The organism is Actinopolyspora sp. BKK2 (genome assembly GCF_011291845.1).
Lineage (GTDB): Bacteria > Actinomycetota > Actinomycetes > Mycobacteriales > Pseudonocardiaceae > Actinopolyspora > Actinopolyspora saharensis.
Genome location: NZ_JAANTE010000010.1, coordinates 144,351 through 169,089, shown reverse-complemented (window position 1 = coordinate 169,089; position 24,739 = coordinate 144,351). Strand labels below are relative to the sequence as shown.

20 protein-coding genes are annotated in these 24,739 nt (G+C 70.1%); all 20 read right to left on the bottom strand.

The genetic code is table 11. The annotated features are described in order from the left end of the window. Positions 1-211: 211 nt before the first annotated feature. The 20 genes from G9Q41_RS18905 to G9Q41_RS18810 all read right to left on the bottom strand — a co-directional run bounded on the left by G9Q41_RS18905 (position 212) and on the right by G9Q41_RS18810 (position 24,732). The gene (locus G9Q41_RS18905) at positions 212-1,219 is read right to left on the bottom strand and encodes a sugar phosphate isomerase/epimerase family protein (protein WP_165633587.1); all 1,008 of its coding nucleotides are present in this window, start codon (positions 1,217-1,219) and stop codon (positions 212-214) included. A gap of 30 nt (positions 1,220-1,249) precedes the next feature. Next, a complete protein-coding gene (locus G9Q41_RS18900; RefSeq protein WP_092524136.1) occupies positions 1,250-2,659 on the bottom strand; it encodes a nucleotide pyrophosphatase/phosphodiesterase family protein in 1,410 nt (469 codons plus the stop codon). Then, complete coding sequence (gene eboE / locus G9Q41_RS18895) at positions 2,656-3,819, bottom strand: metabolite traffic protein EboE (protein ID WP_165633588.1); 1,164 nt, start codon at positions 3,817-3,819, stop codon at positions 2,656-2,658. The genes G9Q41_RS18900 and eboE overlap by 4 nt, the downstream gene beginning before the upstream one ends. Before the next feature lie 4 nt (positions 3,820-3,823). Beyond that, positions 3,824-4,681: a TatD family hydrolase gene (locus G9Q41_RS18890; RefSeq protein WP_165633589.1), complete on the bottom strand. Its 858-nt coding sequence runs from the start codon at positions 4,679-4,681 to the stop codon at positions 3,824-3,826. Then, on the bottom strand, positions 4,681-5,361 hold the full coding sequence (locus G9Q41_RS18885; protein ID WP_165633590.1) for an EboA domain-containing protein: 681 nt from the start codon (positions 5,359-5,361) through the stop codon (positions 4,681-4,683). Before G9Q41_RS18885 ends, G9Q41_RS18890 begins: the two co-directional genes overlap by 1 nt. Further along, entirely contained in the window at positions 5,358-6,275 is a 918-nt protein-coding gene (locus G9Q41_RS18880; RefSeq protein WP_165633591.1) for a sugar phosphate isomerase/epimerase family protein, read from the bottom strand. The genes G9Q41_RS18885 and G9Q41_RS18880 overlap by 4 nt, the downstream gene beginning before the upstream one ends. After that, positions 6,272-7,150 carry an SCO3242 family prenyltransferase gene (locus tag G9Q41_RS18875; RefSeq protein ID WP_165633592.1) on the bottom strand — a complete coding sequence of 293 codons (879 nt, stop codon included), beginning with the start codon at positions 7,148-7,150 and terminating at the stop codon, positions 6,272-6,274. Before G9Q41_RS18875 ends, G9Q41_RS18880 begins: the two co-directional genes overlap by 4 nt. Further along, positions 7,150-8,331, bottom strand: coding sequence for an inositol-3-phosphate synthase (locus tag G9Q41_RS18870; protein WP_165633593.1), 1,182 nt, complete (start codon positions 8,329-8,331; stop codon positions 7,150-7,152). The genes G9Q41_RS18875 and G9Q41_RS18870 overlap by 1 nt, the downstream gene beginning before the upstream one ends. A gap of 131 nt (positions 8,332-8,462) precedes the next feature. Continuing rightward, positions 8,463-12,800, bottom strand: a complete 4,338-nt coding sequence (locus tag G9Q41_RS18865) for a ThuA domain-containing protein (protein WP_165633594.1) — start codon at positions 12,798-12,800, stop codon at positions 8,463-8,465. 147 nt (positions 12,801-12,947) lie between these two features. Beyond that, entirely contained in the window at positions 12,948-13,820 is an 873-nt protein-coding gene (locus tag G9Q41_RS18860) for a sugar phosphate isomerase/epimerase (RefSeq protein ID WP_092524121.1), read from the bottom strand. 45 nt (positions 13,821-13,865) lie between these two features. Next, positions 13,866-15,032, bottom strand: coding sequence for a Gfo/Idh/MocA family oxidoreductase (locus G9Q41_RS18855; protein WP_165633595.1), 1,167 nt, complete (start codon positions 15,030-15,032; stop codon positions 13,866-13,868). A 248-nt stretch (positions 15,033-15,280) separates the two neighbouring features. Next, positions 15,281-16,345, bottom strand: coding sequence for a substrate-binding domain-containing protein (locus G9Q41_RS18850; protein ID WP_165633596.1), 1,065 nt, complete (start codon positions 16,343-16,345; stop codon positions 15,281-15,283). Positions 16,346-16,379: 34 nt separating this feature from the next. Continuing rightward, positions 16,380-17,414 carry an ABC transporter permease gene (locus G9Q41_RS18845; protein ID WP_165633597.1) on the bottom strand — a complete coding sequence of 345 codons (1,035 nt, stop codon included), beginning with the start codon at positions 17,412-17,414 and terminating at the stop codon, positions 16,380-16,382. Next, a complete protein-coding gene (locus tag G9Q41_RS18840; protein WP_165633598.1) occupies positions 17,411-18,922 on the bottom strand; it encodes a sugar ABC transporter ATP-binding protein in 1,512 nt (503 codons plus the stop codon). The genes G9Q41_RS18845 and G9Q41_RS18840 overlap by 4 nt, the downstream gene beginning before the upstream one ends. Positions 18,923-18,934: 12 nt before the next feature. Continuing rightward, on the bottom strand, positions 18,935-20,134 hold the full coding sequence (locus G9Q41_RS18835) for an ROK family transcriptional regulator (RefSeq protein WP_165633669.1): 1,200 nt from the start codon (positions 20,132-20,134) through the stop codon (positions 18,935-18,937). Positions 20,135-20,873: 739 nt separating this feature from the next. Beyond that, positions 20,874-21,401, bottom strand: a complete 528-nt coding sequence (locus G9Q41_RS18830; RefSeq protein ID WP_165633599.1) for a hypothetical protein — start codon at positions 21,399-21,401, stop codon at positions 20,874-20,876. Between the two features lie 83 nt (positions 21,402-21,484). Beyond that, positions 21,485-21,766, bottom strand: a complete 282-nt coding sequence (locus G9Q41_RS18825) for an MMPL family transporter (protein ID WP_165633600.1) — start codon at positions 21,764-21,766, stop codon at positions 21,485-21,487. Between the two features lie 48 nt (positions 21,767-21,814). Then, complete coding sequence (locus G9Q41_RS18820; protein ID WP_165633601.1) at positions 21,815-22,438, bottom strand: bifunctional 4-hydroxy-2-oxoglutarate aldolase/2-dehydro-3-deoxy-phosphogluconate aldolase; 624 nt, start codon at positions 22,436-22,438, stop codon at positions 21,815-21,817. A 453-nt stretch (positions 22,439-22,891) separates the two neighbouring features. Next, complete coding sequence (locus G9Q41_RS18815; protein WP_092524103.1) at positions 22,892-23,842, bottom strand: sugar kinase; 951 nt, start codon at positions 23,840-23,842, stop codon at positions 22,892-22,894. Further along, the gene (locus G9Q41_RS18810; RefSeq protein WP_165633602.1) at positions 23,839-24,732 is read right to left on the bottom strand and encodes an SMP-30/gluconolactonase/LRE family protein; all 894 of its coding nucleotides are present in this window, start codon (positions 24,730-24,732) and stop codon (positions 23,839-23,841) included. Before G9Q41_RS18810 ends, G9Q41_RS18815 begins: the two co-directional genes overlap by 4 nt. Positions 24,733-24,739 lie beyond the last annotated feature (7 nt).

Below are 24,739 nucleotides of genomic sequence, written 5' to 3'. Positions count from 1 at the left end.
CCGTGGGCGGGGTCCGCGCCGAGGCAGGCAGGTGCGTGCGCTCCACCGCGCGCACCGGACCGTGCGCGAACACCTGCCCCACGGGGGCGTAGCGCCCTTCCTGGAGTTCGCCCGGCAAGCCCGGGCGCTCGGGAGGCCGTCCCGGTGCCGTCCGCGCCGACGGCTGAGCCGGTCCGCTCCTCCCGAGCGGTGCCCGCCCCCCGTGTCCGGCTCAGCCCCCCGAGCCGAAGGCGGAGTCGAAAGCCGTCGAGGGCGGGGTGAAGTTCAGCCTGCGCACGAACTCCAGCGCCTCCGGAGCCCCCTCCAGCCGGTCCATGCCCGCGTCCTCCCACTCGATGGAGATCGGGCCGTCGTAGCCGATCGCGTTGAGCGCGCGGAAGCAGTCCTCCCAGGGGACGTGTCCGTGTCCGGTGGAGACGAAGTCCCACCCGCGCCGCGGATCGCCCCACGGCAGGTGCGAGCCGAGCACTCCGCTGCGCCCGTCGCTCGTGCCCATGCGGGCCTCCTTGCAGTCCACGTGCAGGATGCGGTCGCGGAAGTCCCACAGGAAGGTGACCGGGTCGAAGCCCTGCCAGACGTAGTGCGAGGGGTCGAAGTTCAACCCCAGCGCGGAGCGGTGCCCCACCGCTTCCAAGGTGCGGACCGTCGTCCAGTAGTCGTAGGCGATCTCGCTGGGGTGCACTTCGAGCGCGAAGCGGACCCCGCACTCGTCGAAGACGTCGAGAATGGGGTTCCAGCGGTCGGCGAACTCGCGGTAGCCGCGCTGGATCATCTCGTCCGGGGTGGGCGGGAACATCGCTACCGTGTACCAGATGGGCGAACCGGTGAACCCGACCACCGTGTCCACCCCGAACTCGGCCGCGGCTCGTGCCGTGTCGCGCATCCGTTCGGCGGCCCGCTCGCGCACCCCCTCGGGATCCCCGTCTCCCCAGATCTCGGCGGGCAGGATGTTGCGGTGGCGTTCGTCGATCGGGTAGTCGCAGGTGGCCTGCCCCAGGAGGTGGTTGGACAGCGTCCAGGCCCTCAGGTTGTGCTTGTCGAGCACGTCCTGCTTGCGCCGCACGTAGCTGTCGTCCTCCAGGGCCCTGTCCACTTCGAAGTGGTCTCCCCAGCAGGCGATCTCCAGGCCGTCGTAGCCCCACTCCGAGGCCAGCCGAGCGACCTCCTCGAAGGGCAGATCGGCCCACTGACCGGTGAACAGCGTGATCGGTCGTGCCATGTTCCGTTCCTTCCTGGATCGAGTTGGTGGTCAGTTCGCCGCGACGGCCCGGTCGAGACCGGACAGCCGCAGCAACAGGTCCTTGACCTCCGTGGCGTGGTAGCGCTGCCGCGCCAACGCCGGGTCGGAGCACAACAGCACCGGACCGTCCCGGGGGCGGTCCGGCAGCCTGCCGTGGCTTCCCCGCACCGGTGTCGGGTCCAGCGGCACGACGTTCATCCGGTAGCGCAGGCCGATCTTCTTGCGGGCGACCGCCGCCGCGGCCCGCAGCCGGACCCAGCGGTCCCGCGGGTCCATGAACAGTTCGGCCGGGTCGTAGCCCGGTTTGCGGTGGATCTCCACGTGGGTGGCGAAGTCGGGCGCTCGCTCGTCGTCGAGCCAGTAGTAGTAGGTGAACCAGGCGTTCGGTTCCGCTATCGCGACGAGGTCGCCCGCGCGCTGGTGGGCGATCCCGTACCGCGCCTTGCCCTCGGAGTCGAGCACCTCGTCCACTCCGGGCAGGGCCGAGACGACTTCCCGCGTCCGCCGCAGATCACCGGGGTCGTTGACGTAGACGTGCGCGACCTGGTGGTCGGCCACGGCGAAGGCCCGCGAACTCCACGGATCCAGGTACTCCATCCCGGCCTGGGTGTGCACGTTCAACAGCCCCTCGCCGCGCAGGGCGCGGTTGACGTCGACGGGGCGGTCGACCGGGGTGATCCCGTACTCGGACAGGGCCACCACGGAAACCCCCTGCTCGCGGGCGTGTCGCAGCAGCGGCTCCAGGACACCGTCCACTTCCCGCGCGGCGCGCGCCGCCTGCGGACTGTCCGGGCCGTGGCGCTGCAGGTCGTAGTCCAGGTGCGGGACGTAGGCCATGGTCAGATCGGAGTTCCGGGTGCTCATCACGTGCCGGGTGGCGTCCGCGATCCAGCGGGACGAGGCCAGCGACGCGGTCGGACCCCAGTAGTTGAACAGCGGGAACGTCCCGAACTCGGCGGTGAGCTCGTCGCGCAGTTCGGCGGGTCGGGTGTAGCAGTCGGGGGACTTGCGCCCGTCCGCGTGGTAGATCGGGCGGGGAGTGACCGTCTCGTCGGTGTCCATGCCCATCGCGTACCACCAGCAGATGTTGCTGGTGCGGTGGTCCGGAGCCAGCTCCCGCGCCGCCTGCCAGACCTTCTCCCCCTGGACCAGCCCGTTGTGCTGGCGCCAGAAGAACACCTCGCCGATGTCCCGGAAGTACCACCCGTTTCCCACGATGCCGTGCTCACCGGGGTGGCGCCCGGTGAGCAGGCTGGACTGGACGGGGCAGGTGACGGCGGGGAACACGGTTCCCAGCTCGGCTCGGAACCCCTCGGTCGCGATCGCGCGCAGGTTGGGCATGTGCTCCAGCAGCGCCGGGGTCATGCCCACCACGTCGAGCAGCAGGACCGGTTTGCGCGGTCGTGCGGAATCCTTCATCGTTCGATCTCCGTGAGTCCGAGTTCGAGCAGTCGTGCGCGGGTCCAGGCGAGCTCAGCGGCCGTTCCCGGCACCACCCCTCCGGCCTGGCGGTCCCGCTCCGGCAGCACGTCCCAGGTGTAGGTCTCCACCTCGACGTGGTTGGTGCGGGCGTGCCCGCCCGCCAGCAGTTCGGCCAGGGCGTCGGTGAGCACCTCGCGGGTGCTCGTCAGCGGGTGCCGGGGAGCGGTGTGCAGCGGGGTGTGGAAGTGCACGCGCCACGGCCCTCCGTCCGCGAGCTCTCCGGCGAGCGCGCGGTCCAGGTCGTCCACACCGCGGAGGGCGCCGCCCGCTGCCGCGCGGGTCTGGTGCAGGAACCGCGGTTCGGTGAAGCCCTCCAGCGCCCTCCGCGTCGCGGGCGAGCACGGCTCCTGGGCGTGCAGGGCGCAGGAGGCCTGCGTCTTGACCACGGGAATCCCGGCCGCGCTCAGCTCGGCCAGCGCCCGGCTCGGCCGCTCGAACGCCACGGCCAGGTGGCAGGTGTCCAGGCACACCCCGATGCGGGCCGGGTCGATGCCGCGCAGGAGGCTCACCGCGTCGTCGGTCGTTTCCAGCACGCAGCCGGGTTCCGGTTCGAACCCGACCCGGACCGACCGCCCCGTTCGCCGCGCGAGCTCCGCCAGCCCCGCCGACAGCTCCGCCAGGTGCCCGGAAGCGGCCGAGCGCGCGTGCTCGGACCACGTCTCCCGCAGCCCCAGCGGCAGCGTGGAGACGCTGCCCTCGGTCACGTCCGCGGGCAGCAGCTCGACGAGGACGCGGGCGAGCTCGAGGGTGTATTCCAGCCTGGAGCGCTCGGACCAGTCCGGCCGGTACACCGCGTGCTTGACCACCGGGTCGTGGAACCCGCCGTACGGGAATCCGTTGAGCGTGACCACCTCCAGGTGCCGCCGCGTCAGCGCGCGGCGCAGCTCTTCCAGCGCAGCGGTGCTCTCGGTGAGCAGCCGCGCCACCTCGCGGGGCAGCCACAGACCGAGCCCGAGCCGGTCCGCGCCGAGCCGGTCCCGGATCGGAACGGCGTACCGGTCGAGCTGCGCGATGATTCCGCCGAGGTCCTCGGCGGGGTGGACGTTGGTGCAGTAGGCCAGGTGCACGACCGAGCCGTCACGGTGCAGGAATCGCATGGCGTCACCGGCTTCCGCGCTCGATGGTGTTTCCCGCGAAAGTCGCCCCCTGCCGGGAGGGGGCCTCGACGTCGAGCTCCAGCCGCCCGCTCCGCCCGTAGAAGCGCACCGGGTTGTCCCAGAAGACCGAGTCCACAGCGGACTGGTCGAACCCCGCCGCCAGCATCGCGCTGGCCGTCTTGATCGTCTTCAGCGGGTCGCTCCTGCCCCAGTCCGCGGCGGAGTTGATCAGCATCCCTTCGGTGCCGTATTCCCGGAGCAGCCGGACCATCCGGTCCTCGTCCATCTTGGTGTCCGGGTAGATCGAGAACCCCATCCAGCACCCGGAGTCGGCGACCAGGGACACCGTCACCTCGTTGAGGTGGTCGACGACGACGCGCTCGGGCGGGATGCCGGACTCGCGGACCACGTCGAGGCTGCGGCGCGTGCCCGCCACCTTGTCGCGGTGCGGCGTGTGCACCAGCACCGGCAGCTCCTCCTGCCGGGCCAGCGCGAGCTGGGCGGCGAAGACCTCGTCCTCCGCCTCGGTCATGGAGTCGTAGCCGAGTTCGCCGACGGCCACGACCCCGTCCTTGGCGAGGTACCGCGGCAGGACCTCCAGCACCTCCCGGCAGCGCGGATCGTTGGCCTCCTTCGGGTTGAGGCCGATGGCGCAGTGATGTGCGATCCCGTACTGCGCGGCGCGGAACGGCTCCCAGCCCACGAGCCCGTCGAAGTAGTCCACGAACGTCGCCGCCGAGGTGCGGGGCTGGCCGACCCAGAAAGCGGGTTCCACCAGGGCGCGGACCCCGGCCCGGTGCATCGCGTCGTAGTCGTCGGTGGTGCGGGACGTCATGTGGATGTGCGGATCGAAGACGCGCATCATGCCTCCCTGAGGGGATTCGACTCGTTCGGGTTCACGACCCGCCACACGTCGGGAGGGACCTCGCGGCCCGCGGCCGCGCGTTCCCGGGCGTGGTCGGTCAGCATGCGGGCGAGCTCGGCGTCGGCGCGTTCCTCCAGCCCGTGCACGGACCCCAGGGGGATCCCGAGGAAGACGCACTTGAGCACGCCGTGCCGGTAGGTGTGCGCATCGAGGTTGCGCGCTCCGAACCGCCCCATCGCGGCGGCGATGAGCCGGGTGTCGTTGCTGCGCAGCGCATCCCGAACCAGCGGAAGCGCCGCGCGGACCAGCTCCGGCTCCTCGGGCAGCGCGCTCAGCCCGCGCAGCACGCCGCGCTTCTCCGCCGCGTCGCCGTGCCGGTATAGCCCCGCGACCTCGTCGCCCAGCTCACGGCCGCGCAACGGCAGTCGCGCCAGCAGCAGCGCTCGAGCACCGTCGTCGACCGTCCAGTCGTCCAGACCGCCCTCCGGTGCGGCCGCGGTCCCGTGGACCAGCGCCCCGCGGCCGCAGTTGCGCCCCGCGGCGGGGAACAGGGCCCTGATGGCGTCCTGCCGAACAGCTGTGCGCTGGAGGGCCTCCTCCAGCCAGGCCGCTCCGTTCACGGAGAGCCTGCTTCGGAGAGCCCCGCGTATCTCGTCGGTGCCGGACAGCTCGGTCATGTGTTCACCTCCGCCGCCGCGCGCAGAGCAGCTGCGCGCAGGAAGTCGATCGAACGCAGGGAGACCCGGGGAGCGGCGTGGCCGTGTCGCGGGAGTTCCACCGAGACGAGCCCCCGGTAGTCGACCTCGTCCAGCGCGGCCAGCACCGGGGGGAAGTCGATCTCGCCGTCCCCGAACTCGAGGTGCTCGTGGGTTCCCCGGCACATGTCGTCGATCTGGACGTGGACCAGCCGGTCGCCCGCGCGGCGCACGCACTGCGGCACCGGGTCCGGTTCCAGGCAGCGGCAGTGCCCGATGTCGAGAGTGAGCCCGAACAGCTCCGGACGTCCGAGTTCGGCCCGCAACCACTCGAAACCGTCCAGATCGGAGATGAACATCCCGGGTTCCGGCTCGAACCCGAGCGGGACGCCGTGCTGCTCGGCGGTGTCCAGCACCGCCGAGCAGCCTTCCAGCAGCCGCAGCCCCGCGGTCTCGTCGTCCAGCTCGGCCGGTTTGGTGCCGCTCCAGAACGAGACCGCCTCGGCGGACAGCTGCGCGGCGATGCGCACCGCGCGTCGCAGCAGGTCCACGCGTGCGGACCGCCCCGGTTCGGACAGCAGCGTCGGGTGGTGCTTGTGCCGGGGGTCGAGCAGGTAGCGCGCACCGGTCTCCACCACGACCGCCAGGCCCAGCCGGCGCAGCTGCGCGCGCACCTGCTCGACCCGCTCGGAGAGCTCCGGGGCGAACGGGTCCAGGTGATCATGGTCGAGCGTCAGGGCCACCCCCGCGTAGCCCTGCTCGGCCAGGACCTCCAGCGCGTCGGCCAGGCGGTGGTTGGTGAATCCGTTCGTCCCGTACCCGAAGCGCGGTGACCGGATCCCACCGGGGCACTCACCCGGTGAGGGGACACCGTTCGCGGGCGTCGCCCCGGTCATGTCGGCGACACCCGCCCGGAGAGCGCCCGCGCCACCGGGAGGAGTCCGAGCAGCACGGCCGCGCGTCCGCCGCTGCCGCGGGCCGCGGTCAACGCCGACTGCAGCGGGATCATCCCGAGGATCCCCCCGCTGGTGGCCCGTTGCAGCTCCGCCGGACCGGGGGTGCGGACCGCCGCGAGCTGGCCGCGGCCGACCGTGGTGGTGTAGACGGCCAGCGCGCAGGCTCCCAGCACCTCGTCGGGACCGCCTCGCCCCCGGCTCGCGGCGCTTGTGACGAGCCACGCCGCCACCGCCGTGCCGAGGCCGAGCGTGGTGGCGAGGGCGCCTGCGGGGAGGCGCTTCGCGGAACCGGTCACCTCCGCCGCGGCCACGGTGCTGAGGGCGAGGGTGTGCGCTCCTACGGCCGTGGCGGCGGGGACGGCCCGGTGCAGCCGCCCCGGCTCAGCCCCGTGCAGCACGTCGAGCGCTCGTGCGGTGGCCATCGCTGCCGGGCCCGCGGCCGTGCCCTTCAGTCCCAGGTTGTACGACCACACCGTCGTGGCGAGCGGGAGCGCCACAGCCAGGGAGCGTCTACCACCGGAACCCGCGGAACCGGCGAGGCCCGCTGCGGTCAACACCACGGACAGTCCGAGCGCGAGCGGTGCGGGAACCCTGCCCGAGGGGACGGGCCGCCGCGGCCTCTCGGCCGCGTCGACATCGCGGTCGACGTAGTCGTTGAGCGCCATCCCGGCCCAGTACAGGCAGCAGGACCCGAACGTCCGCAGCGCGCGATCTCTCGCGGGGGAGCGGTCGGTGCCCGCACCCGCGAGCACGTCCCCCGGTACGGAGAGCGCGGCGGGAGCGCGCAACAGTTCCACCAGTGCTCGGACACGCATCATTCGTCCTTTCCGAGTTCCCGCGCGAAGGAGCGCAGCATCTCGAACTGGGCCGGCAGGCGGTGCTCGTCCAGCCCGACGGGGTCCTTGAAGAAGAAGCCGAGTTCGCGCAGCGCGCCCCTGTGGCCGCGTTCGTGGGCGCGGGACAGCAGCCGCGCCAGGTCCAGGACGAGCGGGGCCGCCAGTGCCGAGTCACGTCCCTGCCAGGTGAACTGCATGGTCATCCCGTTGCCGAGGAACCCGGCGAAGGAGATGTGGTCCCACGCGGTTTTGCTCTCGCCCAGGTCGGGGACGTAGTCGATGTGCACCCGCCCGTCGACGGGGTAGCCGAGGGACTCGTCCACGACGCGGTGCTTCGAGCTCGTCTTGCTGGTCACGTTGGTCGGATCGGAGAGGTTGCGGCCGTCCCCGCCGCCGAGCAGGTTGGTTCCCGACCAGGACCTGATGTGCAGCGCGCGGCTGGAGAACATCGGAAGCAGCGCGGACTTCACCAGCGTCTCCCCGGTTTTCCCGTCGCTTCCCGCGTACGGGACCCCGTTGCGTCGGGCCAGCTCGTCCAGCGCGGGCAGGCGTGCCCCCGTCGACGGAGTGAAGTCCGCATAGGAGCAGTTGGCTAGCAGCGCGGCGCAGGCGTACAGCGAGCTGGGCGCGAGCACCTCCTCCTGCCGCTGCTCGCGCAGCGCACGCCGCAGGGAACGCAGGTCGGAGTGCTCGGCGCGCTCGGGGTGCGGTGCTTCGGTGTCGGAGAGGTTGACCACGACCACCCGGTCCAGGCCGTGCGTCCGCCGGAACGAGCGCAGGTCCCGCACCAGCTCCGCGACGAGCTCCTGCCGGTCGTGGTGCTGTTCGGAGTCGGCGATTCCGGGCAGTATCCGGCTGTCCGCCGCCGACAGGTCGGCGCTGACCAGTTCGGGCAGCCCGCGTGGCAGCAGTCCCGCGTGCTCGAGCTGCTCGGCGCGCTTCCGCAGGGGCGTCTCGGCGACGTCGTGGCCGCCGAACACGAGCTGTGCGAACTCCGGTAGGCCGCTGTCGGGGAACTCCGGGGATTCGGTGACGCATCCCGCGGGGGCCACGATCCTGTCGCGCAGGGCCGCGGCACCGGTGATCGCCGTGGTGGCCACCGAGCCTCGTGCGCCGATGAGCCAGACGCCGACGAGTCCGCCGTTGTCGGGATCGGTCATGGACGAACCTCCTTCACGTCTCTGGCAGTCGGAGGTGCTCCGGCGGGGATGTGGAACGGCCACCGCGGTACCGGCGGTGGCGGGTCGGCCGTCCCGGGCTCGGCGCGCGGCCGAGCCCGGGACGGATCTCGTTACCTGCCGACGTCCGAGCGCCCGGCGGCGCTCATGATCCGACCCTTCTCACGGCCGGAGATGACACCGGCGGACAGCAGCTCGTTCGTCACCCGGTCCACGTGCCGGACGAAGGCTCCGTGGTCGGGATGACCGGCTTCCTCCTCGATCAGGTCGTTGATCGTGCAGCCGTTGCCCGAGTCACCGTTGGTCACGCCGGTCTCCTCGGAGCCGACGACCACCGTCTCGCGCAGGTCCGACCCCGGGCAGGCATCGGGCTTGATCTCGAAGGCGAACTCGCCGGTCTCCGAGACGTTGCCCGCGGCGTCGGTGGCCCGGAAGCGCACCGCGTGCGTGCCCGGGGCTTCCACGGTCACCGGTTCGGAGTAGGCCTTCCAGGCACCGCCGTCGAGGCGGTACTCCACGGTGTCCACCCCGGACCCCGAATCGGTGGCCTCGAGGGCGAGCCGCACCGGTGTGTTGTAGGTGCCCGCGTACTCGCCGCGCGGGTCTCCGTTGGGCTCGGCCGGGTCCGGCGCGGCGGAGACCCGCGGGGCGGTCACGTCGATGTTCTCGGCGACGCGGATGTCGCGGAAGGACACCGTGTCACCGTCCCCGTGGTTCTGCAGCCCGATGTGTCCGCTGGTCAGGTCCACCTCGGGGTCGTCGTCGACCCAGTGGGTGATCTCCGTGCCGTTGAGGTGGACGGTCAAGGAGTTCCCGGTGACCACGATCTCGTAGGTGTTCCACTCGCCGGCGGGATTCAGCGCGGCGTCCCGCTTCTGCTGGTCGGGTGCTTGCTCGTCGTAGATCGCCCCGGTCTGGTTCGCGGGGGCGTCGGTGGGATCGATCTGGATCTCCTCGCCCTTCTCCACCGCGGACCAGGGGTCGTCGCCCGGATCGGGGAAGCCGACGAACACCCCGGAGTTGTCCTGGTCGGTGAGCTTCCAGTCCAGCTTCAGCGAGTAGGGGGCGGTGAGCTCCCCGCTGCTCAGCCAGTACAGCCCCATGCCGCCCGCGGAGCGCAGGGTGCACTCGGCGGTGTGCTCGAACCGTCCCGGGCCTGCCTGCTCCCAGCCGTCGAGGCTGCTCGCCGTGCCGTCGAACAGGGAGGTGTAGCCCTGCTCGGGCTCGGTGGGCTCGCAGGTTCGCGACGGTCCGCGCTGCAGGTGCATCGAGTCCACGTCGAACAGACCACCCGTCCCGTTGCCGGTGAACACCAGGAACAGCTTCCCGCTTCCGCCGGGGTCGGTCAGCCGGACCGGCTCGGTTCGGGTGTAGTTGCCCCAACCGCCGGTGTTGCCGACCTCGACCTCACCCACGAGCGGCCCGTCCGGTGCGCCGGAACGCATCTCGATCGTGCCGCCGGGACCGCCGGAGGAGACGCGGAACGTGGCCGCACCCACCCCGGAGAGCTCGTACGGGTCGAAGGAGAGCCAGTCCCCGGAGTGGATGTCACCGACCCGGGCCCCCGCCTCGGCGCCCGCGCTGTCCTCCACGACCCGCACACCGCTGCTGTCGTCGAAGAACTCGGCCTGCTTGCCCGCGGGTTGCATGACGATCTCCGCTTCGCCGGTGAGCGAGGGAGCTCGTTCGGTGGGGGAGGTGTCGGTGTAGCTGGCGTTCAGCACCCCGTAGATGTCGGCACCCTGGTGCCCGTCGGTGTTGGACGTCTCGATGCTTCCCGAGCACCCCGTGGCCTCGCTGAGCGGATGACCGTGCGAGTCGTTGCCCGTGGAGTGCCCGAGTATGTACTCCACGTGCACCTTCGAGCAGTCCACCGGAGTGCCGTCCGGATCGGTGACCGAGACCTCGTAGTCGATGGTGTCGCCGAACTCGAACACCCGGCCCGCCGCGGGTTCGGTGAACGAGACTTCGGGTGCGGTGTTGCCGACCACCACCTGCTCGCTCGCGGTTCCGGTCTTTCCGGCCTCGTCGGTGACCGTCAGCGTGGCGGTGTGCTCGCCGGTGCTGGTGTAGGTGTGCGTGGGGTCGGCAGCGGTGCTGTCGGTCCGCCCGTCGCCGTCGAAGTCCCACGCGTAGGTGAGCGAGTCGCCCTGGTCCGGGTCCGAGGAGCCCTCCGCGGAGAAGTTCACCTCGAGCGGCGCCCGGCCGTCGGTGGGCTCCGCGGACACCTGCGCGGTCGGGGCTCGTCCGCCCTCCACGTAGTCGATCCGGTAGAGCGCCGAGTCCTCCGCCCCGCCGAAGTAGCCGCTTCCGTAGTCGAGGACGTAGAGCGAACCGTCGTCACCGAACTCGACGTCCATCGGTCGGGTGAGGGTCATCGAGGGGAAGAAGTCCTCGATCTGCCCGGGCTGGCCGTTCTCCCCGGGTGTGATCGTCTTGATCCAGCCGCGGCCCCACTCGTAGGCGAAGAACTTGCCGTCGTAGGAGGCGGGCAGCTTCGTCTCCGAGGGGTTGTTCGGGTCGTGGTGGTAGACCGGACCGCCCATGGGCGATTCGCTGCCCGAACCGAGTTCGGGGACGGAGCCGTCGTTGTAGGGCAGCCAGGCGGGCTCGGCCGCCGGGAGCTGTGTCAGACCGTCGTTGTTGGGCGAGTCGTTGACGGGGTTGGAGCAGTCGTACTCACCACTGGACTCGCCGCTGGCGAAGTCGTAGTCGTGATAGGCCTTGTTGTCGCCGACGCAGTACGGCCACCCGTGGAAGCCCGGTTCGGTGATCCGCTCGTACTCCACGATTCCCGCCGGGCCGCGCTGCGGATCCGCCGTTCCCGCGTCCGGGCCGTAGTTCCCGACGTAGACGTCACCGCTGCGCTGGTCCACCGAGATCCGGTACGGATTGCGGAAGCCCATCGCGTAGATCTCGCCGCGCGTGCGGTCGTCGCCGTCCCCGGCGAAGAGGTTGTCCTCCGGAACGGTGTAGGAGCCGTCCGCGGCGACGTCGATCCGCAGCACCTTGCCGCGCAGGTCATTGGTGTTGCCCGAGGTGCGCTGCGCGTCGAAGACGGGGTTGCGATTGGCCCGCTCGTCGATCGGGGTGTAGCCGCTCGACTGGAACGGGTTCGTGTCGTCGCCTGTGGACAGGTGCAGCAGGCCGTCCGGGCCGAAGGCGATGTCCCCACCGACGTGGCAGCACATGCCCCTGGTGGCGTCGACTCGCAGGATCTGCTGCTCGCTGGAGGTGTCCAGCGTGCCGTCCTGTGCGAGCTTGAACCGGGAGAGCTGGTTGTGGCCCTGCCACTTCTCGAACTCGGACGGGTCCTCCGCCGAGGCGGGCGCGTCACCGGACGGGGTGTTCAACGGGGGTGCGTAGTAGAGGTACACCCACCGGTTCCGCTCGAAGTTCGGGTCGATCGCCAGGGACTGCAGCCCCTCCTCGTCGTGGGTGTAGACCGGGATCTCGGCGGCGACGCTGGTGGTTCCGTCCGCGGTGGTGCGGTAGAGCGTGCCGTGGCGTTCGCTGTGCAGCACGTCGCCGTTGGGCAGTACCGCCATGCCCATGGGCTCGCCGACCTCGTCGGCCGTTTTCGCCAGTGTCACCTGGTTGAGAGCCCCCTCCGCTGCGGCCTCGCCGCAGTCAGCCGAGACGGCGCCCGCCGCGGTGCGGATGCCGCCGAGGAGGTGATCCAGGAACGCGGGGTCCGCGTACGAGGCCGCGGTGTGGCCCATGCCCGTGTACCAGGACCGGCCGCCCGCGTGGGGCTGGCACCAGCTGATCGGGTGGTCCTCGCCCATGTTCCCGCCGCCGTAGCTGGATTCGTCCAGCGTGCTGAGCACGTGCACGTCTTCGCGCGGATTGGGTGAGTAGTTGTACCACTCGTCGGTGCGATTCCACTCCGCCGGTAGATGGGAGGTGGAGGGGTGCTGCAGGTCGGTGACGTTGACGGTGGCTTCTTGCACGGTCGGGTGGGAGTCGAAGTAGGCCCCGACGAGGTCACCGTAGAACGACCAGTCGTACTCGGTGTCGGCAGCGGCGTGGATGCCCGCGTAACCGCCGCCGTCGTTGATGTACTTCTCGAACGCGGCCTGCTGCTCGGAGTTGAGCACGTCGCCGGTGGTGGAGAGCCACACGACCGCGTCGTACTGCTTCAGGTTCTCGTAGGTGAAGGCGCTCGCGTCCTCGGTGGTGGTGACGCCGAAGTGGTTCTCGCTGCCCAGCTGCTCGATCGCCGCCTTTCCGTCGGGGATCGAGCCGTGCCGGTATCCCGCCGTCTTCGAGAAGACCAGAACGCTGAATTCCTGGTGCTCGGTCTCGGCCCCGCCGTCCGGGGCGGAGCGTTGTTCGTCGGTGGAGTCGCTCGACTGCGCTCCGGCGGAGGCGCCGAGAGCGATCATGGTTCCGGTGAGCAGTACGAAGCTGAGAATTGCCGCGAGAGTTCTGCGTAAAAACGGTGGCACGGTAACTCCTTTGTGGACGGCATGTGATTTCGCCGCTGGAAGAACGTGGTGCCCGGCGCCGGGGCGGCCGCGGTGCGAACCCCTCCTCTCGGAGCTGTCCTCTCCGTTTTTCGGAGCGGCCGGAGCGGCGGTGCTCCGGCCGGGTGGTCAGAATCTGAGCCGGCGCAGGTAGTGGTATCCCCGCTCAGCGGTTTCCCTCGGGTGGGGCTGGTCGTCCCGCTCCACGACGAAGTGGCGCAGCCCCGAGCGGCCGTTCGCGTCGAAGACGCGTCCGAAGTCGATGACGCCCTCGCCCGGGTCGGCGAACGAACCGTCCGCGCTCATGTCCTTGACGTGGCCGAGCGGAAATCGGCGCGGGGCGCGCTCGAACAGGTCGAGCGGATCGACTCCGGCCTTGACGACCCAGTACAGGTCGAGTTCGAAGTCGACAAGCCGGCGATCCGTCTCGTCGAGCAGGACGTCGTAGGGACGTCTTCCGTCGATGGTGTCGAATTCGTGCGCGTGGTTGTGGTAACCGACCCGGATTCCGTGCTCACGTGCGATTTCGCCCGCCCGGTTCAACCGCTCGGCCAACCGGTGGTACGCGGGCAGGTCGGAGGCCGCGAAGTAGGGCAGCACGACCCAGCGCTGCCCGAGGGTCCGTGCGCGTCCGAAGAGCTGCTCCAGCCGGTCCTTCTCCGCGGGGAGGTCGTCGTGGCTCGACGGTGCTCTGAGGCCGAGCTCGCGCAGCAGGTCGCTCGCCCGCTCCGGAGAGCAGCCGTGGAGTCCGGCGAACTCGACCTCGGAGTAACCGGTCCGCGCCAGGAACGCGAGGGTGCGCTCCACCGACTCGCTCATGGCTTCGCGCAGCGAGTAGAGCTGCATTCCGATCTTGCTGGGTGGCAGGTGGCGCCCGCCGTGGCCCCCTGCTGCGTTCGCCGCGGCCGTTCCCGCGCCGAGTGCGGTGGCTCCCACGGCCAGGGCCGCGGTTCCCGCGCGGCGGAGGAAGGTGCGTCTGCTGCCGGTCACGGCTTCGTTCATGATCAACTCCTCGGGAGTGGTGGACTGGCGGAGTGGCGGGCCGGTTCACGGGATGGCCGGGTGAGCGGGTACCTCCGTCCAGGTGCTGCTGTTCGCGGCGCTGTGCTCGACCGCGTCCAGCACGCGCTGCACCGCGAGCCCGTCCGCGAACGAGGGAGCCGGGGGCTGGTCGTTGCCGATGGCCTCGAGCACGTCCCGCGCCTGGTGCGTGAAGGTGTGCTCGTACCCCAGGCCGTGCCCCGGAGGCCACCAGGCGTGCAGATAGGGGTGCTCGGGTTCGGTCACCAGGATCCGGCGGAATCCCGCGGTGCTCGCGTCCTCGCCGTGATCGTGGAACGAGAGCTCGTTCATGGACTCGAAGTCGAACGCCAGGCTGCCCGCCGAACCGTTGATCTCCAGGCGCATCGCGTTCTTGCGGCCGGTGGCGAACCTGCTCGCCTCGAAGGTGGCCAGCGCGCCACCGCTGAACCGGGCGAGGAACGCCGCCGCGTCGTCCACGGTCACCGTGCCGTAGCGCCCGCTGCCGTCCCCCAGGGGGCGTTCGGGGACGAAAGTGCTGGTCAAACCGGACACGCCCGTGATGTGCTCGGCCGTGACGAACTGGGCGAGGTCCACGATGTGCGTGCCGATGTCGCCGAGCGCCCCGGATCCGGCGCGTTCGCGGTCCAAGCGCCACATCATCGGTGACTCGGGGTCGACGATGAAGTCCTGCAGGTACTGGGCGCGCACGTGCCGGATCTTTCCGATGCGCCCCGCCAGCACCAGCCGCCTCGCCAAGGCGAGCGCGGGGACACGGCGGTAGTTGAAGCCGACCATGCTGCGGACTCCGCGTTCGTTCGCGCGCAGCGCCACCTCGGCCATCGCCTCGGCAGAGCTCACCGAGTTGGCCAGGGGCTTCTCGCAGAGCACGTGCTTGCCTGCCTCGAGGGCGGCGATGGCGATCTCGGGGTGGGTGTCCCCGGGAGTGCAGATGTCGACGAGATCGACGTCCTCGCTGGCGATCAGTTTCCGCCAGTCCGTCTCCGCTCTCGCCCAACCGAGTCTCCGGGCGGCCGCCGCGGTGCCGTCGGCGTCGCGTCCGCAGAGCACGGACATCCTGGGGGACAGCGGCGGGGCGAAGACCCGCCCGACCGTGCGCCAGGCCTGGGAGTGGGCGGCGCCCATGAAAGCGTGCCCCACCAGCCCGATGCCCAACGGCTCAGTGTCGCTCATGTGTTCTGGATACCTTTCTGGCGGTGCGTTCCACCGTTGCTGGATTCTTCTCCGGAACGGATGATTCGTGTTCGCTGGTCAGCTTTTCCGGAACGCGCCGTGCCCTGCTTCCGGAAAGGACTTGCCGGTCGCTGTCACGAGAATCGATTGCGGGGAGGGATTACGGGAATGTTCTGCGGGAAGCGACCGCGGGAAGCTGTTGCGGGAAATTCTTCCGAACTGTCGGGGCAGGAATTCGGTCGATTCCTTCAGAAGGAGGTCGGCAGGTGCTGGTCTACGTTGTCCTTGGTCACGGTTTCCGAGTGCAGCGTCACGTTGCTCGGCACCGCGCGTTCGACGAGATCGGCGAGATCGCGTCCCTGGGCGAGCAACCTGGCCATGTTGATCGCGGTGGCGGACATGGTCGGCGGGTAGAGCACCGTCGCGGCCACGGGGCCGTCACCTGCCTTGATGTGCTGCATCATCTCCTTCGAGCCCGCTCCGCCGACCATGAACAGCTCGTCGGACCTGCCCGCCTGCTCGATGGCGGCCAGCACGCCCACGCCCTGGTTGTCGTCGTGGTTCCAAACGGCGTCGATGTGGTCGCGCGCCTGCAGCACGTTGCCCATGACACTGCGTCCGGACTGCGGTGTGAACTCCGCGCTCTGGCTCATGGACACCGCGTATCCCCGCGCTTCGAGCGCCTCGGAGAAACCGCTGCTCCGGTCGCGCGTGAGCTGCAAGTTGTCGATTCCGGTCACCTCGACGATCGTCGGGTCCTGCTTGCCCTGCTCGTCGAGCCGGTCCGCGATGAAGTTCGCGGCGCCTGCCCCCATTCCGTAGTTGTCCCCGCCGACCCAGGTGCGGTAGGCCAGTTTGGAGGCGAAGACGCGGTCGATGTTGACCACGGGGATTCCGGCCCGCATGGCCTGGGTGGCCACCGAGGTCAGGGACTCGCCGTTGAACGGCAGGATCGCCAGCACGTCGACCTTCTTGTTGATCAGTGTTTTGACCTGCGATATCTGCCTGTTCACGTCGTTGGTGCCCTCGGTGGCCTCCAGGGTGACGTCGTCGAAGCTGTCGGCCTGGGCCACGGCGTTCTCCCCGATGGCGCCCATCCAGCCGTGGTCGTCGGAGGGGATGGACAGCCCTATCGTCACGTTCTTGCCGGGTTGGGAGTTGTCCCCCTCCTGCCGGCCGACGAGTTGACTGGAACCGCCCCCCGAGTCGTTGCCGCTGCCGGTGCAGGCGGTCAGCAGCGCGCCCGCCCCGGCGACCGCGCCGCCGAGCAGGAAACGTCTGCGCTGGGTTCCCACGATGTCGGACTGCGCCATGACGGATGCTCCTTCGCGAGTACGGGGTTCGTGCTCATCCGGCTGCTTCCTTGTTCGCGCGCCGTTGCAGCAGCACGGCGATGACGATGATCACTCCCTTGGCGATCTGCTGGATCGGCGTGGAGAGATTGTTCAGGACGAATATGTTGTTCACGGTGGTGAACACGACGACTCCCAGAATCGAGCCGATCAGCGTCCCGCGCCCACCGGACAGGAGAGTGCCGCCGAGGATGACCGCGGCTATGGCGTCGAGCTCGTAGAGGTCGCCGTGCGTGCTGGCGCCGGTGGCGGTCCGCGCGGTCAGCATGATCGCGGCGATCGCGCAGCACAACCCGGACAGCACGAACACGGTGGCGCGAACTCTGCGCACGTCGATCCCGGCCAGCCGCGCGGCCTCCGCGTTGCCGCCGACGGCGAACACGTGCCTGCCGAAGGTCGTCCGGTTCAGCAGCAGCCAGCCGAGGACCACGGTGGCGGCGAAGATGACCACGAGCAGGGGGACGCCGAGCACGTCGGTCGTGGCGATGGCGCCGAACCCGTCGACCTCGACGATCTGCGGGCTGCCTCCGGAGATCAGCGTCGCCATGCCCCGGTAGGTGGCCAGGCCCGCGATCGTCACGATCAGGGAAACTAGGCCGCCGTAGGCGATCAGCACACCGTTGATCAGGCCGCAGACGCAGGCGACGGTGACGGCGGTGAACAGCATCCCCAACAAGCCGAACTGCTGGGTGGCTCCGGTCGTCGCCCAGACCGAGGCGAGAGCGATGATCGCTCCGACGGACAGGTCGATGCCCCCGCTGATGATCACGAAGGTCATCCCCACTGACAGCACGCCGATGATCGAGGCCTGGCTGAGCAGCAGCACGAGGTTGGAGGGTTCCAAGAAGTTCTCGGTGGTCAGACTGCCGACCACCACCAGGATCGCGAGCACGCCGACCAGCCCGAGAATCTGACGCCGGTTGGCGCCCCCGAGGCGGGCGAGCCGGGAGGAGACGCTCGTGGGACCCGCTTCGGTGGCAGGACCGGACTCCGCGGGGTCGACGGTTTCGAGGCTCGTCCGTTCGGTCACGCGGCGCTCCCTTCGATGAACAGGTCGAGCACTTCGTGCTCGTCGATGGCTTCGCTCGCGGCCTCGCGGACCACCCGGCCCTCGCGCAGCACGAGCACGCGATCGGAGAGCCCGAGGACCTCGGGGAGCTCGCTGGAAACCAGAACCACGCCCACACCGGAATCGGCGAGCTCCCGCACCAGCGCGTGGATCTCGGACTTGGCCCCCACGTCGACGCCCCTGGTCGGTTCGTCCAGCAGCAGCACCCCGCAGTCGGCGAGCAGCCACCGGGCCACGATGGCCTTCTGCTGGTTTCCCCCGGACAGCACTCGTATCGGCTGCTCCGTGTCGGACGGTCGCAACCGCAGGGAGCGGGTGACCTCCTCCGCCGCGGCTCGTTCGGATCCGCGGTCGACCCAGCCCAGCCGGGCGTACCGGCCCAACGCCGCCAGCGAGACGTTGCGCGCGATCGACTCGTGGGGAACCAGCGCCTGGCTCTTGCGCTCCTCCGGGGCGAAGCCCATCCCCGCGCGGACGGCCGAGCGCACGCTTCCGGGGCGCAGTCGCCGACCGTCGAGCAGCACGCGGCCGGAGTCGGGCTTGCGCGCGCCGTAGACGGTCTGCAGTATCTCGGACCTTCCCGCGCCCACGAGCCCGGCCATTCCGAGGATCTCGCCCGCGTGGACGGTGAACGACACGTCGGCGAACTCCCCGCGCCGGCTCAGCCGCTCCACGCGCAGCAGCTCCCGGCTCCCGGAGCGGGCCTCCGCGCCGCGGCGCTCCGGAAACGCCGACTGAACATCGCGGCCGGTCATCAGCGACACGACCCGCTCCGTCGACGTCCGCGCGGCGGGCAGCCCCCGGTCCACGGTGCGGCCGTCCTTGAGGACGGTTATCCGGTCGCCGACCTCGCGGATCTCCTCCAACCTGTGGGATATGTAGATCACCGCTATTCCCGCTGCGGTGAGTCCCTCGATCACCCGGAAGAGGCCGGAGATCTCGTCGTGCGCCAGGACGGCGGACGGTTCGTCCATGACGATCAGCCGCGCGTCGTGGGAAAGGGCCCGTGCCATGCTGACCAGCTGCTTGCTCGCGACCGGGAGCTCGCCCACGGTCCGCGCCGGGTCGATGTCGCCGTGCCCGAGCCGTTCGAGCAGCTCGCGGGTGGCCCGGATCATCTCGGCGCGGCGGGAGAAGCCCGCTGTGGAGCGCTCGTGCCCGAGGAACACGTTCTCCGCCACGGACAGCCCGTCCACGAGGTCGAGCTCCTGGTAGATCGTCGCGATTCCCAGCTTCATGGCGGTGGCGGGGGTGCGCAGCGCCACTTCGGAGTCGTTCCACTCGATGGTCCCCCCGTCCGGCTGCTGAGCACCGGAGAGCACCTTGATCAGCGTCGACTTGCCCGCTCCGTTCTGCCCGAGCAGGCAGTGCACCTCACCGGGGCGGACCTCCAGGTCGACGCCGTCCAGTGCGCGAACGCCCGGGAACGTTTTGACGATGTCGCTCATGCGCAGCAGCGCGTCACTCATCCTCCGACCCTCCTAGCGTTCTTCCGCGCCGCGCGGGACGGAGAAGACCTGGTCGCTGATCAGCCGGGCTCCGCCGACGGCACCCGCTGCGGTGGCGAGTTCGGAGAGCACGATCGGCAGGTTGCCCGTGGCCAGCGGCAGCGAGCGGCGGTACACGACACTGCGGATCTCGGCCAGCAGCGAGTGCCCCGCGCCGGCCACGCCACCGGCCACCACGACGAGGCCGGGGTTGAAGAAGCTGACCAGGCTGGCCAGCACCTGGCCGACGCGGTGACCTCCGGAGCGCAACAGCTGCACGGCGACCGGGTCTCCGGCCGCGACCGCCTCGGTGACGTCGGCGGCCGTGAGCGCCTCCGCGTGCTCGAGCAGCTCGGCGAGATGTGTGGACCGTCCCGCCCGCGCCGCGGCCATCGCATCGCGGGCGAGGGCGGTGCCGCTGGCGTAGGCCTCCAGGCAGCCGCTGTTGCCGCACGCGCACGGCGGGCCGTTCTCGTCGATCTGGATGTGGCCGATGTCGCCCGCGCTGCCGGACACCCCGCGGTGCACGTTGCCGCCGACGACGATTCCGCAGCCGATTCCGGTGCCTATCTTGACCAGCAGGAAGTCATCGACGGAGCGGGCGACCCCCGCCTGGTGCTCGCCCAGCGCCATCAGGTTCACGTCGTTGTCCACCTGGACGGGCACCCCGAGCTCGTGGCTCATCGCCTCCCGAACGGGGTACTGGTCCCAGCCGGGCATGATGGGCGGCATGACGGGCACGCCGTCCCGGAAGCTCACCGGGCCGGGGATGCCGATCCCGGCACCGTGGACGTCCGGGGCCGTGCCCTCCGCGCGGAGTTTGCCGAGCAGGTCCAGCGCCACGTCCAGCACTGCCGACGGTCCCCGGTGCACGCCGACCTCGGCGCTGCGGTGTCCGACCACTTCGAGCTCGCCGTTCGTGACCGCCACGTCCACCGACGTGGCCCCGATGTCGATTCCCGCGAAGCGAATGCTGTCCGACAGCCGCACGATCGAGGAACGACGGCCACCGCGGGAGGCCGCGAATCCTCCGCTCTCGACGAAGCCCTGCTCGATGAGGCGGTCCAGCTCGTTCGCCAGTTTCGAGCGGGACAGGCGGACGGCCTCGCCCAGCTCGGCTCGTGAGTGCGGTCCGTTCCCGCGCAGCAGCCTCAGCAGCTGAGCCTGCTGCGCGTTCTCCGGACGTAACGCGATTCGCGGCACTGCCCGTCTCCCATCGCCGTGCGGATCGAGTGGGATGAGACGTTAATCACGTTTTTCGGGGTGCGCAATACCTAGTGCCGCGAATGAACAAACTTTTGTCGTGTTGAGGACAAAGTGTTCCGTCCGAAAGAACCAGTGCGTTGCTCCGGCGGACCCATCGGGAGGAACCGAGTTCGGGATTTTCGACTTCGCCCGTTCGTCCGGGAATCGCGTGTGGCCGGGGCGCGTCGGAAAAGTCGCGCGGTGGGGCCGGTTCCGGTCTGCTGTGGCTCCCCGAACCGGAACTGGCGGTGGACGCGCTGGACGAGTGGGTGTCGCTGTGCTCGTCGCCGCGACCGGTCGAGGTCGATCCGGCGGCGGATCGGCTGCCGGGCAGCGGCAGCGCGGTGCACCTGCGCGCCACCGATGCGAACGCGGAGCTCGCCGCGGACCATTCGGGGCGGACGAAGCCCTTCGTCAGAGGTTCTTGGTGGCGGATCGGAGGTGTCGCTCTTCCCGGCAGGAGGGCTGCAGTCACATCCGCAACTGCTGGTCGACGAGATGCAGGACCACACCCGTCCAGCACGCCGCGCTGCGCGAGCTCTTCTCCCACGACATGAGGATCATCGGTGACCCCGACCAGTCGGCAGCTCCTGGTCGCGCCCGAGGCTTCACAGCACCTTCCCGGGGGGCTGACCCGCTGGAGCTGTGCAAGAGCTGCTGCTCATCGTCTACCGATCGATGTACAAGCTCAGGAAGCCTCGGCGAGTTCTTTGAACGTCCTCAGCTGACGTCGCATCATCAACAGGTCCCCCCAAGCGAGTGCCTTGCGGCGCGGTTCTCCCAGCAACCCAGGCGGATTGGTCACCCGCATTTTGACGCACAGGCGGGTCTGGTGGTCGGCGACCTCGCGGACCACATAGCTGATCGCCAGTTCTCCGAAGATGCGTATGGCGACCGGCGTGTGCAGTTTGAGCGTTAAATGGTCGTCTCGCGCGAATTCAACCAGCCGGAAGATAGTCATGACCGTGTCCCCCGTAGCGAGGGAATCGACGCCGGGTGTCAGCCGGCGAGGGCTGCGGCGGCCGAAATTGTCCAGCATGTCGTAGCTGTACGGTGCCACTTTCAACTGGCATAGCCAGCGATATACGGTCGGAGCTGCCGCGTGCACGGTGGTCGCGCGGAACCACACGTCTGCTGGGCGGTCCAGTAACTTGTCGCACGGGTAGGTTCCACTGATTTCCTGGGAAGTGGCGCCCCAATTCTCCGGAATTCTCATGATGTCCTTCGATGCAAACCTCGCCCGGCGAGTGCACGGCACTCCGGGCGAGGTGAAACGGCACGGGAAAGCGCGGGTGCGCGTCAGTTTGTCGGGGTGGTCTCCTTCGCCGGTTCCTGTTGTGGTCCCGGCTGGCCCGGTTCTCCCTCGGAGAGACCGAATTTGTTGTACAGTTTTCTCAGCGCACGAGGTGACCACCAACTCCGGTCGCCCATCAACCGCAGGATTGCGGGCACCATGATCCCCCGCACGACGGGCGCGTCGATCACGATGGCCAGCCCCGTGCCGATCCCGAACCGCTTGATGAACGAGATCTTAGCCGTGGCGAGGGCGAACAGTGCCACGACCGCGTCCCAGTTGCTCATTCCCTGTTCTCGGTACTCCTCGATGCGGGCGAGGCGGAACGAGTGCGCTCACCCGCGCGCCGCTCTGATCCGCGTGCGCAGGTCGGATATCCGCTCGGTGGCCTCATCGGTGCTTCCCCTGGACAGGGCGGATCCCATCCCGACCGCGACGGCTCCGGCGGCTATCCAGTCGGGGGCGTTGTCCAGCGACACGCCCCCGGTCGGCACCAGCGGCGCCTGCGGCAGCGCGGCCAGCACGTCGCGCATGCTCTCGGGAGTCCACCTGCTCGCGGGGAACAGCTTGATCGCGTCCGCTCCCGCCGACAGCGCTTGCACGATCTCGCCGGGAGTGTCGGTCCCCGGGATCACCGCAGCTCCGTACCGGTGACCCGTGCTGACCACCTCCTCGTGCAGCGACGGCGAGACGAGGAACCCGGCGCCTGCTTCCACGGCCGTCCACGCCGCGGCGGCGTCGAGCACGGTGCCCGCTCCGAGCAGCGCCGAGGGGTACTCCCGGCGGAGCTCCTTGATCAGCTCGGGAGCGTTCGGGGTGGTCAGCGAGATCTCCAGCACGGACAGTCCGGCGTCCAGGCAAGTTCTGGCCCGCAGGCCGGCCTGCTGCGCCGTTTCCGCGCGAATGATGCCCACCACGCCGTGCTCCGCGATGACGTTCATCGCTTGCCAGCGATACATTTGCCTACCTCCCGGTAATCTCCGCTTCCGCGCTGTTGTTCTCGAGTCTTCGCCCGCCTCGGTCTCCGGCGCGGGCAGCGCCGAGCTCCCCGGCAGGAGCTCCCGAGCGAGGAGTCCCTCCGATGTGGACACTTGCGGGCCCGAGCAGCAGGCACCGCCGCGGTTCCACCACGCACGACCCGCGCCAAGCCAGTCCCCGGACAACCTTCCACCCCAACGCGAGCGCTTACGAGCCTGCGCAGCCCGAGTCCCCGAGAAGCCTCCGCGCCAACGCGAGTGCTCTGAGCCTGAGCCACTCGCACCGCCGCGGGTTCTCAGTCTCGGGTCTCGCGAGGACAGCCTCGACGTTGTGTAGGTCGCTACCCGATGTCGAGGATCCCGCAGCGAGACCCCGACTGAGGTTCCGCCACGCAACCACCTACGACAGGGGACAGGTGGAACCTCGTTGCTCCCCTACCGAGTGGTGATCTGTTCGGACTTACTGCTCAACTCCACCACCCTGGAGTTCGGCAACCCGTCCATGTCCCCGGCCACCTGGACCACGTTGCCCGCGACGACCACCCCCTCGGCCAGTGCCTCCGGAACGGACAGACCCCGCAGTCGCGCGGACAGGAAGCCCGCGTTGAAGGCGTCCCCCGCCCCGACAGGGTCCACGACCGGAACCCGGGCGGCGCGCTGGAACCACTCCTCGGTGCCGTCGGTGGCCCAGGCTCCCTCGGAGCCCAGCTTGAGCACCACCAGCTCGGCTCCCCGCTCGAGGAACCACGCGGCCGCGTCCCGCTCGCCGGAGCGGCCGCTGATCTCCTCGGCCTCGTCCAGCCCGGTCAGCACCAGGTCGGCGTACCCGGTCAGCGGCCGCAGCAGTTCCCGCCACCGCGGCCCGTCGGCCAGCTTCCGGCGGATGTTCGGGTCCACGCTCACTCGGACTCCCGCCTCGCGGGCCACGTGCGCGGCTTTTTCGGCGGCGGCGCGGGCGTCCTCGGAGAGCGCGGCCGTGATGCCGGTGAAGTGCAGTGAGCGGGCCGAGGCGATCCACTGCTCGTCCACGTCCGCGGGGCGCAGTGAGCTGCCCGCGGATCCGGAGCGGTAGTAGCAGACCTCGATCGGGCGCTGCGCGTGCGCGTCCCGGACCAGCAGGCCGGTGGGCAGGGTCTCGTCGACCACGGCCCTGGACACGTCCACGCCTTCGCCGCGCAGCGCGCGCAGCGCCGCGTGCCCGAAGGGGTCGTCGCCGACCCGGCCGAACCACCCGACGGAGTGGCCGAGCCGGGCCAGGCCGACGACGGTGTTCGACTCGGCTCCGGCGACGGAACGTCGGAAGCTGTCCGCGTGCTCCAGCGGGAGGCCGGGCTGCGCCAGCAACAACCCCATCGTCTCGCCGAAGGTGATCAGATCCGGGGTCACTCGCTTTCCTCCAGACGGAACGGGTGCACGGGCGTCCCGCGAACACCGGGTGTCACTCGGAAGAGGGCCCCGGACGAGCCGTCGTCACGATCGTCCCGCCCCTGGCGGGAGGTGGTGATGTAGAGGGTCTCCATCCGGGGACCGCCGAACGCGCAGGCTGTGACCTGCGGGGTCGGCACGCGCACCCGCGCGAGCAGCTGCCCGTCGGGCGAGTAGCGGTGCACGGCCCCGCCCTGCCACAGCGCGACCCACAGGCAGCCCTCGGCGTCCAGCGCCAAGCCGTCCGGACTGCCGAGCTCGTTCGGCACGCGCACGGCGGGGCGCCTGTTGTGCGGCTCCCCGGTGTGCTCGTCGACGTCGAACCGGTCGACGCGGCCGGTCGGGGTGTCCACGTAGAACGCGGTGCCGCCGTCCTCGGTCCAGACCAGACCGTTGGAGATGGTCACTCCGTCGAGGACCCGCGTGGCGCGCAGCGCCCCGTCCAGCCGCCAGAGAGTGCCCTTGCCCGGGCTCTCGTCGTAGGCCATGGAGCCCGCGTAGAACCGCCCGAGCGCGTCACAGCCGCCGTCGTTCATCCGGATCGACGGGTCGCTCCACAGCTGGGGCAGCGATTCCGGGGTCTGCCTGCCGGGGCGCAGCAGCGCGAATCCCCGTTCCAGCGCCAGCACGAGACCACCGCCGACCACCGGGCGGGCCACCGCGGCCACGGTGCCGAGCTTGGTGCGGCCGATGATGCCGCCGGGGACCATAGTGAGCAGCTCGCCCGCGAGCATGTCCACCCAGTGCAGCTGCCCCGTGGTCGGGTCCCAGACGGGGCCTTCGCCGTGCTCGGCGCAGACTTCGGTCGCCCGTTCCGCTTCCAGCTGCAGCACTGCGGATTCACCGGTCATTCTCTGC

What these genes read in the sequence shown, in the direction of transcription:
- G9Q41_RS18860 (WP_092524121.1), bottom strand. Translation starts at nt 13,820, where the DNA reads ATGAACGAAGCCGTGACCGGCAGCAGACGCACCTTCCTCCGCCGCGCG.
- G9Q41_RS18850 (WP_165633596.1), bottom strand. Translation starts at nt 16,345, where the DNA reads ATGGCGCAGTCCGACATCGTGGGAACCCAGCGCAGACGTTTCCTGCTC.
- G9Q41_RS18855 (WP_165633595.1), bottom strand. Translation starts at nt 15,032, where the DNA reads ATGAGCGACACTGAGCCGTTGGGCATCGGGCTGGTGGGGCACGCTTTC.
- G9Q41_RS18825 (WP_165633600.1), bottom strand. Translation starts at nt 21,766, where the DNA reads ATGAGCAACTGGGACGCGGTCGTGGCACTGTTCGCCCTCGCCACGGCT.
- G9Q41_RS18820 (WP_165633601.1), bottom strand. Translation starts at nt 22,438, where the DNA reads ATGTATCGCTGGCAAGCGATGAACGTCATCGCGGAGCACGGCGTGGTG.
- G9Q41_RS18885 (WP_165633590.1), bottom strand. Translation starts at nt 5,361, where the DNA reads ATGACCGAGCTGTCCGGCACCGACGAGATACGCGGGGCTCTCCGAAGC.
- G9Q41_RS18880 (WP_165633591.1), bottom strand. Translation starts at nt 6,275, where the DNA reads ATGACCGGGGCGACGCCCGCGAACGGTGTCCCCTCACCGGGTGAGTGC.
- G9Q41_RS18905 (WP_165633587.1), bottom strand. Translation starts at nt 1,219, where the DNA reads ATGGCACGACCGATCACGCTGTTCACCGGTCAGTGGGCCGATCTGCCC.
- G9Q41_RS18830 (WP_165633599.1), bottom strand. Translation starts at nt 21,401, where the DNA reads ATGAGAATTCCGGAGAATTGGGGCGCCACTTCCCAGGAAATCAGTGGA.
- G9Q41_RS18810 (WP_165633602.1), bottom strand. Translation starts at nt 24,732, where the DNA reads ATGACCGGTGAATCCGCAGTGCTGCAGCTGGAAGCGGAACGGGCGACC.
- G9Q41_RS18875 (WP_165633592.1), bottom strand. Translation starts at nt 7,150, where the DNA reads ATGCGTGTCCGAGCACTGGTGGAACTGTTGCGCGCTCCCGCCGCGCTC.
- G9Q41_RS18900 (WP_092524136.1), bottom strand. Translation starts at nt 2,659, where the DNA reads ATGAAGGATTCCGCACGACCGCGCAAACCGGTCCTGCTGCTCGACGTG.
- G9Q41_RS18870 (WP_165633593.1), bottom strand. Translation starts at nt 8,331, where the DNA reads ATGACCGATCCCGACAACGGCGGACTCGTCGGCGTCTGGCTCATCGGC.
- G9Q41_RS18840 (WP_165633598.1), bottom strand. Translation starts at nt 18,922, where the DNA reads ATGAGTGACGCGCTGCTGCGCATGAGCGACATCGTCAAAACGTTCCCG.
- G9Q41_RS18890 (WP_165633589.1), bottom strand. Translation starts at nt 4,681, where the DNA reads ATGCGCGTCTTCGATCCGCACATCCACATGACGTCCCGCACCACCGAC.
- eboE (WP_165633588.1), bottom strand. Translation starts at nt 3,819, where the DNA reads ATGCGATTCCTGCACCGTGACGGCTCGGTCGTGCACCTGGCCTACTGC.